The organism is Dickeya parazeae Ech586 (genome assembly GCF_000025065.1).
Classification (GTDB): domain Bacteria; phylum Pseudomonadota; class Gammaproteobacteria; order Enterobacterales; family Enterobacteriaceae; genus Dickeya; species Dickeya zeae.
In genome coordinates, this window is record NC_013592.1 from 4451191 (window position 1) to 4470811 (window position 19621).

Below are 19621 nucleotides of genomic sequence, written 5' to 3' on the forward strand. Positions count from 1 at the left end.
CCGCAGGATTATCTCTACCCAGTTGGTGTAGCATTAACCAACTATGAGGTTGACTTTATTTCACTGGATACGCTTTCGTAAAGCAATAGTTAACTGATATTCTACCACGCTATGAGCAAAACACACTTAACCGAACAGAAGTTTTCCGACTTCGCACTGCATCCGCAGGTTATTGAAGCTCTTGAAAATAAAGGCTTTCATAACTGCACGCCCATTCAGGCGCTGGCGTTGCCGCTGACGCTGTCGGGCCGTGACGTGGCGGGACAAGCGCAAACCGGAACAGGCAAGACGCTGGCATTTCTGGCGTCTACATTTCATTATTTGTTGACCCACCCCGCCCCCGCTGAACGCCAGACCAATCAACCCCGCGCCCTGATTATGGCGCCGACCCGTGAGCTGGCAGTGCAGATCCATGCCGATGCCGAAGCGCTGGCGAAAGCGACGGGTCTGCGGTTGGGGCTGGCTTACGGTGGCGACGGCTACGACAAGCAGCTAAAAGTACTGGAAGACGGCGTCGATATTTTGATCGGTACCACCGGTCGTTTAATCGATTACACCAAACAAAACCATATCCACATGGGCGCCATCCAGGTCGTGGTGCTGGACGAAGCCGATCGCATGTACGATCTCGGCTTTATCAAGGATATCCGCTGGTTATTCCGCCGCATGCCGCCGACGAATCAGCGTCTGAACATGCTGTTTTCCGCCACCTTATCCTATCGCGTGCGCGAACTGGCGTTTGAACAGATGAACAACGCCGAATACGTTGAAGTGGAGCCGGAGCAGAAAACCGGTCATCGCATCAAGGAAGAGCTATTCTACCCTTCCAATGAAGAGAAGATGCGTCTGCTGCAAACGTTGATCGAAGAAGAGTGGCCAGATCGCTGCATCATCTTCGCTAACACCAAGCACCGTTGTGAAGATATTTGGGGTCACCTGGCTGCGGATGGACACCGTGTTGGGCTGCTGACTGGCGACGTGGCGCAGAAAAAACGACTACGCATTCTGGAAGAATTCACCCAGGGTAGCCTGGATATTCTCGTCGCCACCGATGTAGCAGCGCGCGGCTTGCACATTCCGTTGGTCACCCATGTATTCAACTACGACCTGCCTGACGATTGCGAAGATTACGTCCATCGCATCGGCCGTACCGGTCGTGCGGGTGCCAGCGGTGTGTCCATCAGCCTGGCGTGTGAAGAATACGCGCTGAATCTGCCCGCTATTGAAGACTATATCGGCCATCATATCCCGGTGAGCAAATACAGCAGCGAAGCGCTGATGACCGGATTGCCTGAGCCTAAGCGCCTGAGCCGTCCACGCACCAGTGGTGGCCCTCGCCGTCCCGGCGCGCCTCGCCGCAGCGGTGCGCCTCGTAACAATCGAAAACGACCGGGTTGAGTTGCCGATGCTGAGCGCTTCTTCTCTTTATGCCGCAATCGATTTAGGGTCCAACAGCTTTCATATGCTGGTGGTGCGTGAGGTGGCAGGCAGTGTACAGACGCTGGCTCGCATCAAACGGAAAGTCAGACTGGCTGCCGGACTGGACGCTAATAACCGCCTCTCGCCGGAAGCCATGCAGCGCGGCTGGCAATGTCTGGCGCTATTCTCCGAACGTTTGCAGGACATTCCGTCGCAACAGGTGCGAGTCGTGGCCACTGCCACATTAAGACTGGCCACCAACGCTGATGAATTCCTTGAACGGGCCCAGCTGATTCTGGGTCTACCGATTCAGGTTATCAGCGGTGAAGAAGAAGCTCGGCTCATCTATCAGGGCGTCGCCCATACCACCGGCGGGCCAGAACAACGGCTGGTGGTGGATATCGGCGGCGGCAGTACCGAACTGGCGACCGGTACCGGCGCCCGTCATACCCAACTCTTCAGCCTGCCAATGGGTTGCGTGACCTGGCTGGAGCGGTATTTTACCGATCGCGATCTCACCCTGGCGCATTTTGAGCGGGCCGAACAGGCAGCCCGTGAAATGTTACAGCCGGTAAAAGACATTCTGCGTCAGCAGGGCTGGCAAATTTGCGTTGGCGCGTCGGGCACTGTACAGGCGTTACAGGAAATCATGGTGGCGCAGGGGATGGATGAATACATCACCCTCGGTAAATTGCGCCAGCTGAAACAGCGCGCCATCCAGTGCAGTAAGCTGGAAGAGCTGGAAATTGAAGGGCTTACGCTGGAGCGTGCGTTGGTATTTCCCAGCGGTCTATCCATCCTGCTGGCTATCTTTCAGGAACTGGATATCGACTCCATGACGTTGGCAGGTGGTGCGCTGCGCGAAGGACTGGTCTACGGCATGTTGCATTTGCCGATTGAGCAGGATATCCGCCACCGTACCCTGAAAAACCTGCAACGCCGTTACCTGCTGGATAGCGAACAGGCGCAACGGGTCAGGTTGCTGGCGGATAACTTTTTGCAGCAGGTTGCCCGCGACTGGCAGTTAGATGGTCGATGTCGGGAATTACTGGCTAGCGCCTGTCTGATTCACGAAATCGGCCTGAGTGTCGATTTCCGTCAGGCACCGCAGCATGCGGCCTATCTGGTTCACAACAGCGATTTGCCGGGCTTCACACCGGCGCAGAAAAAATTGCTGGCGACACTGTTACAAAACCAAAGCAACACCATCGACCCAATCCCCCTCACTCAGCAAAACGCCTTGCCGGTTACTCTGGCACAGCGGTTATGTCGCCTGTTGCGACTGGCGATTATCTTTGCCAGCCGCCGACGCGACGACACCCTACCGGCAGTGCGCCTGCGAGTAGAAGGCGATAGCCTGCGCGTCATTCTGCCAGCGGGCTGGCTTGATCAACATCCTCTGCGAGCCGAAACCCTGTCGCAGGAAAGCCTGTGGCAAAGCTACGTGCACTGGCCACTTCTCATCGAAGAACACACTGTCTGACAGCAAAAAGGGGTAACAATTGGTTACCCCTTTTTTTTATCCCCTCGACTAGGTTTGTGATCGCTTCCGGGGAAAAAAGAAATGCGAGATGTATTTTTATAAAACACCGTTTCTTATTGGAAGCTGTGCTGTATCTGGATCGAATAAAGACGACTTTCCGACTCTGACGTCAATGCGATTTCTGACGTCATGACCCATTTTTGATATAAACATAATGAAGGAACAAGGATGAAAACGTTCACATTTTCCCGGCGCCATACCCTGGCGTCGATGGTGTCGGCCTGCCTGCTCAGTCTCCCGGTACTGGCAATAGCCAGTCCCACTCAAGCCCCGCAAAAGCTACAGGTGCCGACGTTGTCTAATGATGACCACAGTGTGGTGCTGGTGTGGGATGCGCCAGAAGACACCTCCAATATCACCGACTACCAGATTTACCAGAACGGCCAGCTCATTGGGCTCGCCAGCCAAAATAACGACAAAAACTCGCCAGCGAAACCGTACATTAGTACGTTTTACAAAAATGACACGGCCAGTTTTCACCATCGCATTGTGGTACAAAACGCTAAAATCGACGGTCTGAAAGCCAACACTGACTACCAGTTCACCGTTCGGGCCGTCTATGCCGACGGTACAACGTCCACGGACAGCAACGCGGTCACCGCGACCACCTCCGCCACACCGACGGTCATCAACATTACCCAGTACGGCGCGAAAGGTGACGGCACCACGCTCAATACCAGCGCTATCCAAAAGGCGATCGACGCCTGCCCAACCGGCTGTCGCATCGACGTCCCGGCCGGGATTTTCAAGACAGGCGCATTGTGGCTGAAAAGCAACATGACCCTGAATCTGTTGCAGGGCGCGACGTTGTTGGGCTCGGATAACGCGGCGGATTACCCTGATGCCTATAAGATTTACAGTTACTCATCCCAGATGCGACCAGCCTCACTTATCAACGCCATCGATAAAACCAGCTCGGCTGTCGGGACATTCACAAACATCCGTATCGTCGGTAAAGGTGTTATCGACGGCAACGGCTGGAAGCGTAGCGCTGACGCCAAAGATGAACTGGGCAACAGCCTGCCGCAGTACGTGAAGAGTGATAACAGCAAAGTGAGCAAAGACGGTATTCTGGCTAAAAACCAGGTCGCGGCGGCCACCGCTACCGGCATGGACACCAAAACCGCGTACAGCCAGCGCCGCTCAAGCCTCATCACCCTGCGCGGTGTCCAAAATGCCTATGTCGCCGATGTGACCATCCGTAACCCAGCCAACCACGGCGTGATGTTCCTGGAAAGCCAAAACGTGGTGGAAAATGGTGTCACCCATCAGACATTCAATGCCAACAATGGCGACGGTGTCGAATTTGGCAACAGCCAGAACATCATGGTGTTCAACAGCGTATTTGATACCGGAGACGACAGCATCAACTTCGCCGCCGGTATGGGTCAGGCAGCACAGAAGCAAGAACCTTCGCAGAACGCCTGGTTGTTCAATAACTATTTCCGTCACGGACACGGTGCGGTCGTACTCGGTAGCCACACCGGTGCCGGTATCGTCGATGTGCTGGCAGAAAACAACGTGATAAGTCAAAGCGACATCGGTTTGCGGGCCAAGAGCGCCCCGGATATCGGCGGTGGCGCGCACGGCATCATCTTCCGTAACAGTGCGCTAAAAAATCTGGCCAAACAGGCGGTTATCGTGACGTTAAGTTACGCCGACAACAACGGCACCACCGATTACACACCCGCCACGGTGCCTGCTCGTTTTTATGACTTCACCGTCAAAAACATCACCGTGCAGGACAGCACCGGGTCAAGCCCATCGATTGAAATCAGCGGTGACAGCAGCAAAGACATCTGGCACAGCCAGTTTACTTTCAGCAATATGAAACTCAGCGGCGTAAGCCCGACGTCAATCAGCGATCTGAGCGATAGCCAGTTCAATAACCTGACGTTCAGCAACCTGCGTAGCGGATCTTCACCGTGGAAATTCGGTACGGTGAAAAACGTGACCGTAGACGGCAAAACCGTCACGCCCTGATAGTCAGTCTCAACACGCCGGGCTATCGCGCCCGGCATCGTTTCCCGAGTTAGTCTTTGTCTCTGGCCTTCGCCAGTTGGGCGCGCAGATTGGCCAGATGGTTCTGCCCTTTTTGCATCCGCTCCTGTGGGCTGACGACTTTGCGTTCGGTTTCCCACATCACATCATCCTGCGGCAATTCCAGCAGAAAACGACTGGGTTCCGGGCGAATCAACTCACCGTATTGCCGACGTTCGCGACACAAGGTAAACGTCAGTTCTTTCTGCGCCCGGGTGATGCCGACATAGGCCAGACGACGCTCCTCGTCGACATTGTCTTCATCAATGCTGGTCTGGTGCGGTAACAACCCTTCTTCCATGCCGACCAGATACACGTAAGGGAACTCCAGCCCTTTGGAGGCATGCAGCGTCATCAGTTGCACCTGATCCAGCTCTTCTTCGGCCTCGTTACGCTCCATCATATCGCGCAGGGTAAACCGGGTGACCACCTGAGTCAGCGTCATCGGCTCGTCCAGATCGCTGCCCTCCAGCATTTCCGTCATCCAGGTAAACAGCGTATTGACGTTTTTCATGCGCATTTCCGCTGCTTTCGGGCTGGGCGAGGTTTCATACAACCAGCTTTCGTAATCCAGCCCGTGGAGCAAATCACGTACCGCCTTCACTGGCTCCTGCTCCGCCAGTCGGGCAATGTCACCGATCCACTGGGTGAAACGCTGCAATGACTCCAGCCCGCGTCCGCTCAGGGTCTGGCTCAACCCCATATCGAAGCTGGCGTTAAACAGGCTACGGTTACGCTGTCTGGCCCACTCGCCCAGCTTTTGCAGTGTCGCCGGGCCGATTTCACGCTTGGGGGTATTCACGATACGCAAGAATGCGCTGTCATCTTCCGGGTTGGTCAGCACACGCAAGTAAGCCAGCAGGTCTTTGATTTCCGGGCGAGAGAAAAACGACGTACCGCCGGAAATACGATAAGGGATGCGGTTTTGCATCAACACTTTTTCGAACAACCGGGACTGGTGGTTACCGCGATAAAGAATAGCGTAGTCACCATACTGAGTTTTGCGGATAAAGTGGTGGGCAATCAGTTCACCCACTACCCGCTCCGCTTCATGATCTTCGTTATTGGCGGTGATGATTTTAAGCGCTTCGCCATATCCCAACTCAGAATACAGTCGCTTTTCGAACACGTGCGGGTTGTTGGCGATAAGGATATTGGCGGCCTTGAGAATACGCCCGGACGAGCGGTAATTCTGCTCCAGCTTGACAACCTGCAATTGCGGAAAGTCCTGCTGCAACAGCGACAAGTTCTGCGGGCGGGCACCGCGCCAAGAGTAAATCGACTGGTCGTCGTCGCCCACTACGGTAAAGCGCGCCCGGCTACCTACCAGCAACTTCACCAGTTCGTATTGGCTGGTATTGGTATCCTGATATTCATCCACCAGCAAGTAACGCAGGCGGTTCTGCCAGCGTTCACGTACCTCGTCATTGCGTTTAAGCAGCAACGTCGGCAGCAGGATCAGGTCATCAAAATCCAACACGTTGCAGGCCCGCAGATGCTCGTCATACAACCGATAGCAATGCGCGAACAACCGGTCCCGTTCCGAACGCGCCAGTGCCGCTGCCTGCGCGGGGTCAATCAGGTCGTTTTTCCAGTTGGACAAGGCAGACACGAGCTGTTGCAGTAAGTCTTTGTCGTTTTGCAGCCACAACTCCGTCAGCTCTTTTAGCAGCGCCAGCTGATCCTGATCGTCAAACAGCGAGAAGTTAGACTTCATACCCAACGCCGCGTACTCACGCTTGATGATCTCAAGCCCCAGCGTATGGAAGGTCGCAATCAGCAAACCACGGGTTTCCTTACGCCCCAGTGTTTGCGCCACACGCTCTTTCATCTCCCGAGCAGCCTTATTAGTGAAGGTCACCGCCGCAATATGGCGGGCCTGATAGCCGCAACCCCGGATCAGATGGGCGATTTTTTGGGTAATCACTCGCGTTTTGCCGGATCCCGCCCCGGCCAGTACCAGACAGGGACCGGTCACAAATTCAACGGCGTGTTGTTGGCTGGGATTCATGCGCATGATGTTTCGAGCTCGACGTTCAAACGGAAGGGGATTGTAACAGAACAGGATTGTAGCAAAAGTGCGGACCGGCGCGAGGCCTCCTTCCCCAAACAGGAACACGCGCCGCATTTCCTTTCGTCACAAGGGGGTGCTAGGCTGTGGCTGGTAACATCGGCTTTCCCTTTGCTCAAGGAGCGTACTATGGCAAATACCGCAGCAGCATTGCACATTCTGGTGGATACCGAACAACAGGCCACCGACATTCTGGCTCAACTCGAGAAGGGAGCAGACTTTCAGCAGTTAGCAAAAAAGCACTCGACCTGCCCGTCAAAGCGTAATGGCGGCGATTTAGGCGAATTCCGTAAAGGCGACATGGTTCCGGATTTCGATAAGGCGGTGTTTTCCTGCGAGCTGCTCAAACCCTTCGGCCCGGTCAAAACCCAGTTCGGCTACCACATTATCAAGGTGTTGTACCGAAACTAACGGGAGTAGAGGCGGCGAGAGCCGCCTCTTCAGACATTATATTAACCAATTGTCATCAGGCTGGCATTGCCGCCCGCGGCAGCGGTGTTAATACTGAGCGAGCGTTCGATCAGCAACCGTTCCAGCACAATGCCAGTCTCTCCACGGGACAACCCTTGCACACCGACAATCGTCCCATCGCGTTGCGCTAACTGCTCGCTAAGCTGACGCAACTGGTCGGCATCACCGTGGAAAATCACCGCCTCAAACCGGCTGCCGTCCGTTATGCCATCACGGCAGAATGCCAGCCGTGCCTGTACCGGTTCAGGCAGTTGCCGGTACAATGCCTGTCGCTCCGGCGTTTCACGCCACAACGCCCGGCTGCCCACCGCCAGCACCGCTGCCAGTTGCACCAGCGCGTCATCGTCGTTATCCGCCACACACAGCACCTGCTCACGCGGCAACAAGGTATAGGTATTACGCTCGCCGGTCGGGCCGGGTAACACCCGGATGGTGCCACTCTGCGTCAGCCCGGCATAACGCTGGCAACAAGACACCAGTGCGTTACGCTGCGTCTGCCGCGCCCAAGATTCCAGCGCCTGCAATCCAACCAGCAGTGCCTGACGTGCGGTGAAATCGGCCGGGCGCTCGTTGTCCCGATGGGTAAACACCTGTGTCGCGGCATCATCCGGGCGATGCGACAGCAACCGGTGCAGATAAAGCGGCCCGCCCGCTTTGGGCCCGGTACCGGATAATCCCTCACCGCCAAACGGCTGTACACCGACCACCGCACCGACCATATTGCGGTTCACATACAGATTGCCCACCTTCGCCAGCCCCATCACCCGCGCGATGGTTTCATCAATACGGGTATGCAGACCCAGCGTGAGGCCATAACCGGCCGCGTTGATGTGTCGAATTAGTGTCTCCAATTGATGACGGGAATAGCGCACGACATGCAGCACCGGCCCGAACACCTCCTGTTGCAGTTCTTCCACACTTTCCAGCTCAATCAGCGTCGGGGCAATGAAATACCCGTGCTCCCATTCCGCCTCATCACGGCTATTCGGCCAGGCAGACTGAAACACCGGCCGCCCTTTGGCCCTCATCGTGTGAATATGGTGACCAATCCGCTGCTTCGCATCGGCATCGATCAACGGCCCAACATCGGTGGAAAGCCGTTCCGGGTTCCCCATGCGGTACTCCGCCATCGCCCCGCGTAGCATCGTCAGCGTTTTCTCCGCGACGTCCTCCTGCACACACAGCAGCCGCAACGCCGAACAACGTTGACCGGCGCTATCAAACGCCGACGTCATCACATCCGCCACCACCTGTTCGGTCAGCGCCGACGAATCAACAATCATCGCGTTGATACCGCCGGTTTCGGCGATGAACGGCGTGGTACGCCCTTGCGGGTCGAGCCGTCCAGCCAACACGCGTTGTAACTGAGCGGCGACAGCAGTAGAACCGGTAAACATGACCCCGCGTACCCGCTCGTCACGCACCAGTGCCGCGCCCACGGTTTCGCCATTCCCCGGCAACAATTGCAGCGCACCGACCGGCACCCCAGCCTCATGCAGTATCTGCACCGCCTGTGCCGCAATCAGCGGCGTCTGCTCCGCCGGTTTAGCCAGTACGCTGTTACCCGCCGCCAGCGCCGCTGCCACCTGCCCGGTGAAAATAGCGAGCGGGAAATTCCACGGGCTGATGCACACCACCGGCCCCAGTGGGCGGTAATCATGATTGTTGAATGTCTCACGCACCAATGCAGCGTAATAACGTAAGAAATCCACGGCTTCACGGACTTCCGCCACCGCATTCGCCAGCGTTTTGCCCGCCTCCCGTACCAGCAATCCCAACAGCTGTTGTTGCTGGTTTTCCAGCAGGTCGGCCGCCCGCGACAAGATAGCCGCCCGTTCGGTGGCAGGCGTAGCGAACCAGATATCACCGGCGCTGGCCGCCTGCTCCAGCGCCAGCATGACCTCCTGGGGCAGCGCCTCACGCACATAGCCCACCACATCACGCGGCTCAGCTGGGTTAACGACCGGTCGGGCCTCACCGCCGACATCGCTGTCGACAGCCAGTATCGGCTGTGCCTGCCAGGGTCGGGCGGCACCGCTTAGCAGCGCACTGGATAGCGACGCCAGCCGGTGCTCGCTGGATAAATCCAGCCCGCTGGCGTTGCGTCGTCCATTGCCATACAACGCTCGTGGCAACGGGATACGCGGGTGCGGCGACCCAACCTGCCCATCCCGCACCGCCAGTGCTTCAGCTTCCCTGACCGGGTCAGCCACCAGTGTTTCCAGTGCCACCGACGGGTCGGCAATCCGGTTAACAAACGAGGTATTGGCACCATTTTCCAGCAAACGGCGCACCAGATAGGCCAGCAGCGTTTCATGGGTGCCAACCGGGGCGTAAATCCGGCATGGACGGTTCAGTTTTCCGTCCGCCACCTTACCCACCACCTGCTCATACAACGGTTCTCCCATGCCGTGCAAGCACTGGAATTCATATTGGCCGGGGTAGTAATTGTTGCCTGCCAGATGGTAGATGGCGCTGAGCGTATGGGCGTTGTGGGTGGCAAACTGCGGGTAAATCAGGTTCGGCACCGCCAACAGACGACGGGCACACGCCAGATAGGAGATATCGGTGTACAGCTTGCGGGTATAGACCGGGTAGCCTTCCAGCCCATCCACCTGAGCGCGCTTGATTTCACTATCCCAATAAGCGCCTTTCACCAGCCGCACCATCAGTCGTCGCTGGCTACGACGCGCCAGGTCGATAATCGCATCAATCACAAAGGGACAACGCTTCTGGTAAGCCTGAATCACGAAACCGATGCCGTTCCACCCCGCCAGTTGAGGTTCAAAACACAACCGTTCGAGCAGGTCGAGAGACAGCTCCAGCCTGTCCGCTTCTTCGGCATCAATGTTAATGCCGATATCGTAGTGCCGGGCCAACAGCGTTAACGACAGCAGGCGCGGATACAACTCGTCCATCACGCGCTCGTACTGCGCCCGGCTATAGCGCGGGTGCAACGCCGAAAGTTTGATGGAAATCCCCGGCCCTTCGTAAATACCACGCCCGCAGGCGGCTTTACCAATCGCGTGAATGGCCTGCTGATAAGATGCCAGATAGGCCGTGGCGTCATCGCCGGTCATCGCCGCTTCGCCCAGCATGTCATAGGAATAGCGGAAGCCTCGCGCCTCCAGCTTGCGGGCATTCGCCAGCGCTTCGGCGATGGTTTCCCCGGTGACGAACTGCTCGCCCATCAACCGCATCGCCATGTCCACGCCTTTACGCACCAGCGGCTCACCGCTTTTGGCGATGATACGGTTCAACGCACCGGAGAGATGGGATTCATTGTGGGTCGATACCAGTTTGCCGGTCACCAGTAGCCCCCAGGCCGCGGCATTGACGAACAACGAGGTACTACGCCCAACGTGTGACTGCCAGTTACCGGTACTGATTTTGTCGCGAATCAGTGCGTCCCGAGTCGGTTTATCCGGAATACGCAACAGCGCCTCCGCCAGACACATCAACGCCACGCCCTCCTGCGATGACAGCGAAAATTCCTGCAACAGGCTCTGTACCATACCCGCCCGGCCGCCGCTGTTTTTCTGCTGGCGCAACGTCGCCGCCAGCCTTGCCGCCAGCGTGCTGGCAGCGTGCGACAGCGCCTCTGGCATACGGGCTTGTTCCAGCAACATCGGTATCATCTCTGTTTCTGGCCGACGGTACGCCGCCGTGATCGCGGAACGTAGTACCGACTGCGGCAAAACCTGCTCGGCGAAGTCCAAAAACGGCTGGTGGGTTTCTTCTTGTGGTGATTGCGGCATAATCTCTGCCGCCTCACTCGGGTCTTGCCCGACCGGCTGAGGAATTTCAGGCGTGTCGGCACCACTTTCAAGGCGTTCGAGATAGCTGAAAATGGCCTGTTTAATCAGCCAGTGCGGCGTGCGATCAATGCGCTGCGCCGCGGCTTTAAGACGCTCACGCGTGGCCTCATCGAGCTTGACGCCCATGGTGGTGGTGCCCATATCCGCTCCTGTTGTGCGCCCTCAATACATCGAGTTGCAGAACAAAACGCTCGCGTTGGCCCCAAAGGCGAGGAAGAAAGCCAACGTACCTGCAACCTGACGTATGACGGCTATAAGAAAGTGATGTTGGAAAGCAAAGCTACTATCCGGCATGTTGCAACTTTGTGCAACCTTGTTAATAAACTACGCTTTTCAGCCTATTGCCGCCCATTCTTCTGAATGATCGCAGGCTGTATTGGCAATGCCAGCCATTTTGGCATGTCGCTTTAGCCAGCCATCAGTTGAAAGGTGCAACCTGTAGCAACTATTATCGCGAATCCGTTCCGGCAAGCCGGACAGTGCCCGGCCTACCGGAGCGCAGGACTGACGGATCGCATCACAATGGAGAAAATAATGACGACGATGAGCACACCATTGCTGGTGACCTTTCTGGTGTACATCTTCGGGATGGTGTTGATCGGCCTGATGGCCTATCGCGCCACCCACAATTTTGGCGACTATATTCTGGGTGGACGTCGTATGGGGAGTGTGGTCACGGCGTTATCTGCCGGGGCCTCCGACATGAGCGGCTGGCTGCTGATGGGGCTGCCGGGGGCCGTCTTTTTGTCAGGTATCTCGGAAAGCTGGATAGCGATTGGCCTGACCATCGGTGCTTACCTGAACTGGACCTGGGTCGCCGGACGCCTGCGGGTACATACCGAGGTTAACCATAACGCGCTGACGCTGCCGGATTACTTCAGCCACCGCTTTGAAGATAAAAGCAAACTGTTGCGCGTCATTTCCGCGCTGGTGATCCTGGTGTTTTTCACCATTTATTGCGCTTCCGGCATTGTGGCGGGTGCCCGTCTGTTCGAAAGTACCTTCGGCATGAGCTACGACACCGCTTTATGGGCCGGTGCGGCGGCGACCATTGCCTATACCTTTATCGGCGGCTATCTGGCCGTTAGCTGGACTGACACCGTGCAGGCCAGCCTGATGATTTTCGCGCTGATCCTGACGCCGGTGATCGTCATTCTGTCGGTTGGCGGTATCGCCCCCTCACTGGCGGTCATTGAAAGCAAAAACCCGGCGAATCTGGACATGTTCAAGGGGTTGAACACCGTCGCGATTCTGTCGTTGCTGGGGTGGGGGCTGGGGTATTTCGGCCAGCCGCATATTCTGGCGCGCTTTATGGCCGCCGATTCACACCACACTATCCGCCATGCCCGTCGTATCAGTATGACCTGGATGGTGCTCTGTCTGGCCGGTGCCGTCACCGTCGGATTCTTCGGTATTGCCTACTTCACGGGTAACCCTGATCAGGCGGGTAACGTTGCTCAAAACGGTGAGCGCGTCTTCATCGAATTGGCGCGTCTGCTGTTTAACCCGTGGATTGCTGGCATATTGCTGTCCGCGATTCTGGCGGCGGTGATGAGTACGCTCAGTTGCCAGTTGCTGGTGTGCTCCAGCGCCATCACCGAAGATTTGTACAAGCCGTTTTTGCGTAAAAACGCCAGTCAGAGAGAATTGGTGTGGGTCGGTCGTGCCATGGTGCTGCTGGTCTCAGTCATCGCGATTGCACTGGCGGTGAACCCGGAAAACCGCGTGCTGGGGCTGGTCAGCTACGCCTGGGCCGGTTTCGGCGCGGCCTTCGGCCCCGTCATTCTGATTTCCCTGCTGTGGCCGCGCATGACTCGCAATGGTGCGCTGGCAGGCATGCTGGTCGGTGCCGTGACCGTGATCGTCTGGAAACAGTACGGCTGGCTGAATCTGTATGAAATCATCCCCGGTTTTCTGCTGTCCAGTGCGGCGATTATGGTCGTGAGCCTGCTGGGCAGGGCACCTTCTTCTGTCGTCACCGAGCGCTTCCAACAGGCTGAACAGGTATTTAAGTCTGCACCGGCGGACGCCTGAGCTTAAGATAACGATACGGCCCAGCGCATCGGGCCGTATTACGGGTGGGTCACGGTAATGCGGGTTTTCAGTGTTTCATAGCCGTCATGAAGGCGAACACGGTTATCCAACCGGTACACGTCGCCAGTCAGGTTAATCACCAGTACCCCATCTTGCATACGGATATCGGCGTCACGGCTATTGGTCTTCAGCACCTCTTTGGCTTCCCCACCATTCACGCTGACGGTATACCGATAGACATCCCCTGCCATGGCCCCACCGCTCCCCAGCTCCAGCAGATTCACCGTCACGTTGTTTTCAAGCCGGTATTGCCGTATCAACGTGTAGTCGTCGTCTGCCCCATAGAGAAAGACCACCAGCATCACGACCACGCCGACAACAGCAACCCCGACTCTCCTTGAGGATAACGAGAACGTCTTCGCCATTTTTATGTCCTGCATCGCTCATCCCTGCCCTACGTTGTGAATTGAGTGCAAAAAAAACGGGGCGCAATCTGCGCCCCGCTCTCAGGAGGAAAGGTCCCGATGACCTTAGCCAGCGACCGCAATACGTTTCATATCGGTCATGTAGCCACGCAGTTTCTTACCCACAACCTCGATCGGGTGGTGGCGGATAGCTTCGTTCACATCACGCAGTTGCGCGTTGTCCACGCTGGTCGCTGCGACCGGTTTGCCCAGATCGCCCGGCTGCAGGCTGTCCATGAACGCGCCTTTCAGCAACGGCACTGCCGCGTTGGCGAACAGGTAGTTACCGTACTCAGCGGTATCGGAGATCACCACGTTCATTTCATACAGACGCTTACGGGCGATGGTGTTGGCAATCAACGGCAGTTCGTGCAGTGATTCGTAGTAAGCAGATTCTTCGATGATACCCGAGCTCACCATCGTTTCGAACGCCAGTTCTACGCCCGCTTTTACCATCGCGATCATCAACACGCCGTTATCGAAGTATTCCTGCTCAGCGATTTTACCTTCAAACTGCGGTGCGTTTTCAAACGCCGTTTTACCGGTTTCTTCACGCCAGGTCAGCAGTTTCACATCGTCGTTAGCCCAGTCAGCCATCATGCCGCTGGAGAATTCGCCGGAAATGATGTCGTCCATGTGTTTCTGGAACAACGGTGCCATAATGCCTTTCAACTGCTCAGACAGCGCAAACGCACGCAGTTTGGCCGGGTTGGACAGGCGATCCATCATCAGGGTAATACCGCCCTGCTTCAGCGCTTCGGTGATGGTTTCCCAACCGAACTGGATCAGTTTTTCCGCGTAAGCCGGATCAACGCCATCAGCAACCAGCTTATCGAAGCTCAGCAGAGAACCGGCCTGCAACATACCGCACAGAATCGTCTGCTCGCCCATCAGGTCGGATTTCACTTCCGCCACGAAAGACGACTCCAGCACGCCTGCACGGTGACCGCCGGTTGCAGCCGCCCATGCCTTGGCGATCGCCATGCCTTCGCCTTTCGGGTCATTTTCCGGGTGAACGGCGATAAGCGTCGGCACACCGAAACCACGTTTGTACTCTTCGCGAACTTCAGTACCCGGGCACTTCGGCGCAACCATCACCACGGTCAGGTCTTTACGAACCTGCTCGCCCACTTCAACAATGTTGAAGCCGTGGGAATAACCCAGCGCAGCGCCTTGTTTCATCAACGGCTGTACCGCTTGTACCACAGCAGAATGCTGTTTGTCCGGTGTCAGGTTAACCACCAAGTCCGCCTGCGGGATCAGTTCTTCATAGGTGCCGACTTTAAAGCCGTTTTCGGTCGCTTTGCGCCATGAAGCACGTTTTTCAGCGATGGCTTCAGCACGCAGCGCATAGGCGATATCCAGACCGGAATCGCGCATGTTCAACCCCTGGTTCAGCCCCTGCGCGCCACACCCCACGATGACCACTTTCTTGCCTTTCAGGTAGCTGGCTTCATCCGCGAATTCGTCACGGCCCATGAAACGGCATTTGCCTAATTGCGCCAGCTGCTGACGCAGGTTCAGTGTATTGAAGTAATTGGCCATGAGGCGTGCTCCATTTGATATTGTGTTTGCTTTATGTGCGGGACAGCGATAACTACCGCCATCAGAATGTCATTATCATATGACAGGAAATACATTGCTTAAATTGATATATTAACAACGTCATATTGCAAGATTTGCAACACTAAAACGAGACACAGCGCGCATGGACTTACGGGACCTGAAACTCTTTTTGCACCTGGTGGAAAGCCGCCACTTCGGCCGCACCGCCAAGGCGATGCATATCAGCCCCTCCACGCTGTCGCGCCAGATTCAGCGACTGGAAGAGGACATTGGTCAGGCGCTGTTTCTGCGCGATAACCGCACCGTGCGCCTGACCGATGCCGGTGAACACCTGAAAACCTTCGCCCAGCAAACCCTGTTGCAATACCAGCAATTACGCCTAATTTTACAACAGCAAGGCCAGTCGCTCAGCGGTGAGCTACGGCTATTTTGCTCCGTCACCGCCGCGTATAGCCACTTGCCGCCAATCCTCGACCGTTTCCGAGCCAGGCACCCATTGGTGGAAATCAAACTGACCACGGGGGATGCCGCTGACGCGCTGGATAAAGTGCAATCCAACGAAGCGGACCTCGGTATTGCCGGCCGGCCGGAAACGCTGCCAGCCAGTGTGGATTTCATGCCTATCGGCAAGGTCCCGCTGGTATTGATCATTCCGGCGCTACCGTGCCCGGTGCAAACACAAGCGTTGCAGCCGCACCCGGACTGGTCGCAAATTCCGTTTATCCTGCCAGAGCACGGCCCGGTGAGGAAAAGAATCGATGTCTGGTTCCGTCGTCAACACATTACCAATCCCCCTATTTATGCGACCGTCTCCGGCCATGAGGCGATGGTGTCGATGGTCGCACTGGGCTGTGGTATTGCCTTGATCCCTGATGTGGTACTTGAAAACAGCCCGGAACCGGTGCGTAATCGGGTATCCGTATTAGAAGCACAAGCGATGGAACCATTCGAACTGGGTGTCTGCGTACAAAGAACACATCTTAGCACCCCGTTGATTGCGGCATTTTGGGAAACCTTACAGGAAAAATAATGAAACGATTGCTCGCTACATGGCTGCTGCCTCTGGCTGTGGGGTGCGTTGCGCTCCCGTCGCTGGCCGCCAGCTTTCCCTGCCAACAGGCCAGTTCGGCGCAGGAGAAGTTGATTTGCCAGACACCCGCGCTCAGTCAACTGGACGACGAACTGGCGAAAGAGTGGCAGAAATCGCGCGCCTTTCTCACCGGTAATGCGGAGCGGGTCGCACAGGACAAAATCCTGACGCAGTTCCAGCGCAGTTGGCTGTCCAGCCGGAATACCTGTCGGGATGAAGAGTGCCTGCGTCAGAGCTACCAGCAACAGCTTAACCGCCTGCGCTACCTGAACGACGTTACGCTGCACACCCTGCCGGACCCGATCGCCCGGCCGCGCCGCAACAGCTGCTTTGATGGCGACTACAGCTACGAGTATTACCTGCAACTCCCGGCGCAGGAGTACGACGAGCTGAGCGATTACTTCAAAGAAATGTATGACCAGAAAGCGCCATACCATCTGGTCAACGTCACGCTAAATGCCGAAAACGTTGATATTACCGGCAATGGCTCGGTGGCCTTTCGCTATGCAACCAAACTCGATGACATCACGCTCAGCGCCCGCCAGATGACCGATACCCAGGCGATTGGCCAGACGGAGAGCAGCTTCGGCGGACAGAAAAAACTGCTGTTGACTTGCGTGGACAACCGGCAGTTGCAAATCACCGTGTTTGACGCCGCCGGTGAAAGCTACCTGTTTGATTATTTGATGAGCCGGGGAAAATAACCCTCAGCGGCTAAACCACTTCTCATCCAAAAAGGCGGGGCTGACCTTTTCAGGCTCCGCCGCTTTCTTCATCGCCTCAATTTTCATCAGGTAATGGTACAGCGGCTCCAGCCGGGTAAAGCCTTTCGCCAGCAGCGGCACCAGTTCACCACTAAACAACGGTTCCTGATCCTGCCGGGTGGTCATCACCGCAAACGATTTACGGTTGTACCAGTGTGCCAGCGCCTCGGGCTGATCCTTAACCAACGGCCGTTTATAACTCTCCCCCACCAGCTCAAACTCATGCCCCAGACACGCCGCCACATCCAGAAAACCCTGCGGATTATCGCGCAGCGTTTGTCGAAACAGCTCCATCGTGGTGCGACTGGCGCTGTAATACCCCAGACCATAGCTCCAGTCGGTGGGCGTTAGCTCGAAAAAATAGACCGGCGCGTCCGTCCAATCTTTATGGGTGCGTTTAAAGGTGAACCACATCTTGTCGCGATAGCGCGATTTATCATGGGAAAAGCGGGTGTCGCGATGAATGCGGGATAACGTTTTGCCTACCGCCGGTTTGGTTTCGAAATGATCGTCAATCTGCAACATAGGGATCGACAGCGAGTCTACCAGCAAGCGAAACGGCGTCAGTAACTGATCGTTATACTCCTGCCGGTGATCTTCAAACCATTCTTTGCTGTCCTGCTGGCGTACCTGCTGCAAAAACGTCAGCGTCTGCGGTGAGAAGCCGTTGAATCCCGTAGCCATGATGTGATGTCCTTGACAGATAGAGGGTCAAGCCTACCGCAACAGGTCATAAAATAAAATGCGCCCGGCGGCATAACACCGTCGGGCGCATGACATCAGGCTAACCGGTGTTAACCTTGCAGGAAGAAACGAAACGCCGGGTTTTGCGTTTCATCATGGCACTCATACCCCAGTGCCTGCAGATGTTGCTCGAATGCCGGGTCGTGTTCCGTGCGTTCAAACGCTGCCAGCACCCGACCAAAATCGGTGCCGTGGCTGCGGTAATGGAACAGCGAGATATTCCAGTGCGTACCCAGCGTATTGAGGAACTTCAGCAACGCCCCCGGCGATTCGGGGAATTCGAAGCTGTACAGCCGCTCCTTCAGGGGTTTGGATGGCCTGCCACCGACCATATAACGCACATGCAGCTTCGCCATCTCGTCGTCAGACAGATCGACCACCTGATACCCACCCGCCTGCAATTCCGTCAGGATTTCATGACGTTCCGCATTACCGCGCGTCAGCCGTACACCGACAAAAATACAGGCGTTGTCGGCATCCGCGTAACGGTAGTTAAACTCAGTGACAGAACGCCCACCAAGCAACTGACAGAACTTCAGGAAGCTGCCTTTCTGTTCCGGAATCGTCACTGCCATCAACGCTTCACGCTGTTCACCCAGCTCACAACGCTCAGAAACGTAACGCAACCCGTGGAAATTGACGTTAGCGCCGGACAGAATGTGCGCCAGCCGTTCGCCCTGGATGTTGTGCTGCTGGATGTATTTTTTCATCCCGGCCAGCGCCAGCGCCCCGGACGGCTCGGCAATCGCCCGCACATCCTCGAACAGGTCTTTGACCGCCGCACAGATGGCGTCGCTGTCGACGGTAATCACATCGTCCAGATACTCCCGGCACAAGCGGAAGGTTTCGTTACCGATGCGTTTTACCGCCACCCCTTCGGCAAACAGCCCGACGCGCGGCAAATCCACCGGCTGACCGGCATCCAACGCCGCTCGCAGGCAGGCGGAATCTTCCGCTTCAACGCCGATGACCTGGATCTGCGGCATCAACTGTTTGATCAATACCGCCACCCCTGCCGCCAGACCACCACCACCGACCGGCACGAAAACGCGATCGAGATGGGCATCCTGCTGCAACAGCTCCATCGCCAGCGTTCCCTGCCCGGCGATCACCGCCGGGTGGTCAAATGGCGGCACAAAGGTCATGTGCTGCTGTTGCGACAGTTCAATGGCTTTGGCTTTGGCCTCATCAAAGTTGGCGCCATGCAATAACACCTCGCCGCCAAAATCGCGCACCGCATCGACTTTGATGTCCGCGGTGGCGACCGGCATTACGATCAATGCCCGAATACCGAGGCGACTGGCCGACAGCGCCACGCCTTGTGCATGGTTACCGGCCGACGCCGTCACCACACCGTGCGACTTCTGCTCGTCAGTCAGGCCCGCCATCATGGCGTACGCACCGCGCAGCTTGAAGCTATGCACCGGCTGGCGATCCTCTCGCTTGACCAGAATGACATTACCCAGCCGCGAGGAGAGTTTATCCATCCGTTCCAGCGGCGTAACTTGCGCCACTTCGTACACCGGCGCACGCAATACCGCGCGCAGATACTCTGCTCCACCGGGTTCGGCAGGAAGAGGGAGTGATACTGCCATGG

13 protein-coding genes are annotated in these 19621 nt (G+C 56.5%); 7 read left to right on the forward strand and 6 right to left on the reverse strand.

Annotated features, from left to right (window positions below; translation table 11 throughout):
- Nucleotides 1-111 precede the first annotated feature (111 nt).
- The 3 genes from rhlB (at nt 112) to DD586_RS19440 (ending at nt 4945) form a co-directional block, all read left to right on the forward strand.
- Nucleotides 112-1398 (forward strand): ATP-dependent RNA helicase RhlB, encoded by a 1287-nt coding sequence (gene rhlB / locus DD586_RS19430; RefSeq protein WP_012886503.1) that lies wholly within the window; start codon nt 112-114, stop codon nt 1396-1398.
- Nucleotides 1399-1405: 7 nt separating this feature from the next.
- Nucleotides 1406-2902: a guanosine-5'-triphosphate,3'-diphosphate diphosphatase gene (gene gppA, locus DD586_RS19435; RefSeq protein ID WP_012886504.1), complete on the forward strand. Its 1497-nt coding sequence runs from the start codon at nt 1406-1408 to the stop codon at nt 2900-2902.
- Between the two features lie 228 nt (nt 2903-3130).
- Complete coding sequence (locus DD586_RS19440) at nt 3131-4945, forward strand: glycosyl hydrolase family 28 protein (protein WP_012886505.1); 1815 nt, start codon at nt 3131-3133, stop codon at nt 4943-4945.
- A gap of 49 nt (nt 4946-4994) precedes the next feature.
- On the opposite strand, the gene rep is transcribed toward DD586_RS19440, so the two are convergent.
- On the reverse strand, nt 4995-7019 hold the full coding sequence (gene rep, locus DD586_RS19445) for a DNA helicase Rep (protein WP_012886506.1): 2025 nt from the start codon (nt 7017-7019) through the stop codon (nt 4995-4997).
- On the opposite strand from rep, the gene ppiC reads away from it, so the two are divergent.
- The gene (gene ppiC / locus DD586_RS22410) at nt 6906-7484 is read left to right on the forward strand and encodes a peptidylprolyl isomerase PpiC (protein WP_267195266.1); all 579 of its coding nucleotides are present in this window, start codon (nt 6906-6908) and stop codon (nt 7482-7484) included. The genes rep and ppiC overlap by 114 nt on opposite strands.
- A 41-nt stretch (nt 7485-7525) precedes the next feature.
- Here ppiC and putA read toward each other — a convergent pair whose 3' ends face one another.
- Entirely contained in the window at nt 7526-11503 is a 3978-nt protein-coding gene (gene putA / locus DD586_RS19455; protein ID WP_012886507.1) for a trifunctional transcriptional regulator/proline dehydrogenase/L-glutamate gamma-semialdehyde dehydrogenase, read from the reverse strand.
- Nucleotides 11504-11896: 393 nt separating this feature from the next.
- On the opposite strand from putA, the gene putP reads away from it, so the two are divergent.
- Entirely contained in the window at nt 11897-13396 is a 1500-nt protein-coding gene (gene putP / locus DD586_RS19460; protein WP_012886508.1) for a sodium/proline symporter PutP, read from the forward strand.
- Nucleotides 13397-13434: 38 nt separating this feature from the next.
- On the opposite strand, the gene DD586_RS19465 is transcribed toward putP, so the two are convergent.
- Together DD586_RS19465 and ilvC are read right to left on the reverse strand one after the other, a co-directional pair.
- Entirely contained in the window at nt 13435-13821 is a 387-nt protein-coding gene (locus DD586_RS19465; RefSeq protein ID WP_012886509.1) for a hypothetical protein, read from the reverse strand.
- A 105-nt stretch (nt 13822-13926) separates the two neighbouring features.
- Complete coding sequence (ilvC, locus tag DD586_RS19470) at nt 13927-15405, reverse strand: ketol-acid reductoisomerase (RefSeq protein ID WP_012886510.1); 1479 nt, start codon at nt 15403-15405, stop codon at nt 13927-13929.
- A gap of 163 nt (nt 15406-15568) precedes the next feature.
- Here ilvC and ilvY point away from each other — a divergent pair, with 163 nt between their 5' ends.
- Together ilvY and DD586_RS19480 are read left to right on the forward strand one after the other, a co-directional pair.
- Nucleotides 15569-16456, forward strand: coding sequence for an HTH-type transcriptional activator IlvY (ilvY, locus tag DD586_RS19475; protein ID WP_012886511.1), 888 nt, complete (start codon nt 15569-15571; stop codon nt 16454-16456).
- On the forward strand, nt 16456-17220 hold the full coding sequence (locus DD586_RS19480) for a lysozyme inhibitor LprI family protein (RefSeq protein ID WP_012886512.1): 765 nt from the start codon (nt 16456-16458) through the stop codon (nt 17218-17220). Before ilvY ends, DD586_RS19480 begins: the two co-directional genes overlap by 1 nt.
- A gap of 3 nt (nt 17221-17223) precedes the next feature.
- Here DD586_RS19480 and DD586_RS19485 read toward each other — a convergent pair whose 3' ends face one another.
- Nucleotides 17224-17964, reverse strand: a complete 741-nt coding sequence (locus tag DD586_RS19485; RefSeq protein ID WP_012886513.1) for a DUF2461 domain-containing protein — start codon at nt 17962-17964, stop codon at nt 17224-17226.
- 110 nt (nt 17965-18074) lie between these two features.
- A complete protein-coding gene (gene ilvA, locus DD586_RS19490) occupies nt 18075-19619 on the reverse strand; it encodes a threonine ammonia-lyase, biosynthetic (protein WP_012886514.1) in 1545 nt (514 codons plus the stop codon).
- Nucleotides 19620-19621: the final 2 nt, after the last annotated feature.

Coding starts and splice junctions, on each gene's coding strand:
- DD586_RS19465 (WP_012886509.1), bottom strand. CDS start 13,821: ATGGCGAAGACGTTCTCGTTATCCTCAAGGAGAGTCGGGGTTGCTGTT.
- ilvA (WP_012886514.1), bottom strand. CDS start 19,619: ATGGCAGTATCACTCCCTCTTCCTGCCGAACCCGGTGGAGCAGAGTAT.
- ilvC (WP_012886510.1), bottom strand. CDS start 15,405: ATGGCCAATTACTTCAATACACTGAACCTGCGTCAGCAGCTGGCGCAA.
- rhlB (WP_012886503.1), top strand. CDS start 112: ATGAGCAAAACACACTTAACCGAACAGAAGTTTTCCGACTTCGCACTG.
- DD586_RS19485 (WP_012886513.1), bottom strand. CDS start 17,964: ATGGCTACGGGATTCAACGGCTTCTCACCGCAGACGCTGACGTTTTTG.
- rep (WP_012886506.1), bottom strand. CDS start 7,019: ATGCGCATGAATCCCAGCCAACAACACGCCGTTGAATTTGTGACCGGT.
- ilvY (WP_012886511.1), top strand. CDS start 15,569: ATGGACTTACGGGACCTGAAACTCTTTTTGCACCTGGTGGAAAGCCGC.
- putA (WP_012886507.1), bottom strand. CDS start 11,503: ATGGGCACCACCACCATGGGCGTCAAGCTCGATGAGGCCACGCGTGAG.
- putP (WP_012886508.1), top strand. CDS start 11,897: ATGACGACGATGAGCACACCATTGCTGGTGACCTTTCTGGTGTACATC.
- DD586_RS19480 (WP_012886512.1), top strand. CDS start 16,456: ATGAAACGATTGCTCGCTACATGGCTGCTGCCTCTGGCTGTGGGGTGC.
- DD586_RS19440 (WP_012886505.1), top strand. CDS start 3,131: ATGAAAACGTTCACATTTTCCCGGCGCCATACCCTGGCGTCGATGGTG.
- ppiC (WP_267195266.1), top strand. CDS start 6,906: ATGGGCGATTTTTTGGGTAATCACTCGCGTTTTGCCGGATCCCGCCCC.
- gppA (WP_012886504.1), top strand. CDS start 1,406: ATGCTGAGCGCTTCTTCTCTTTATGCCGCAATCGATTTAGGGTCCAAC.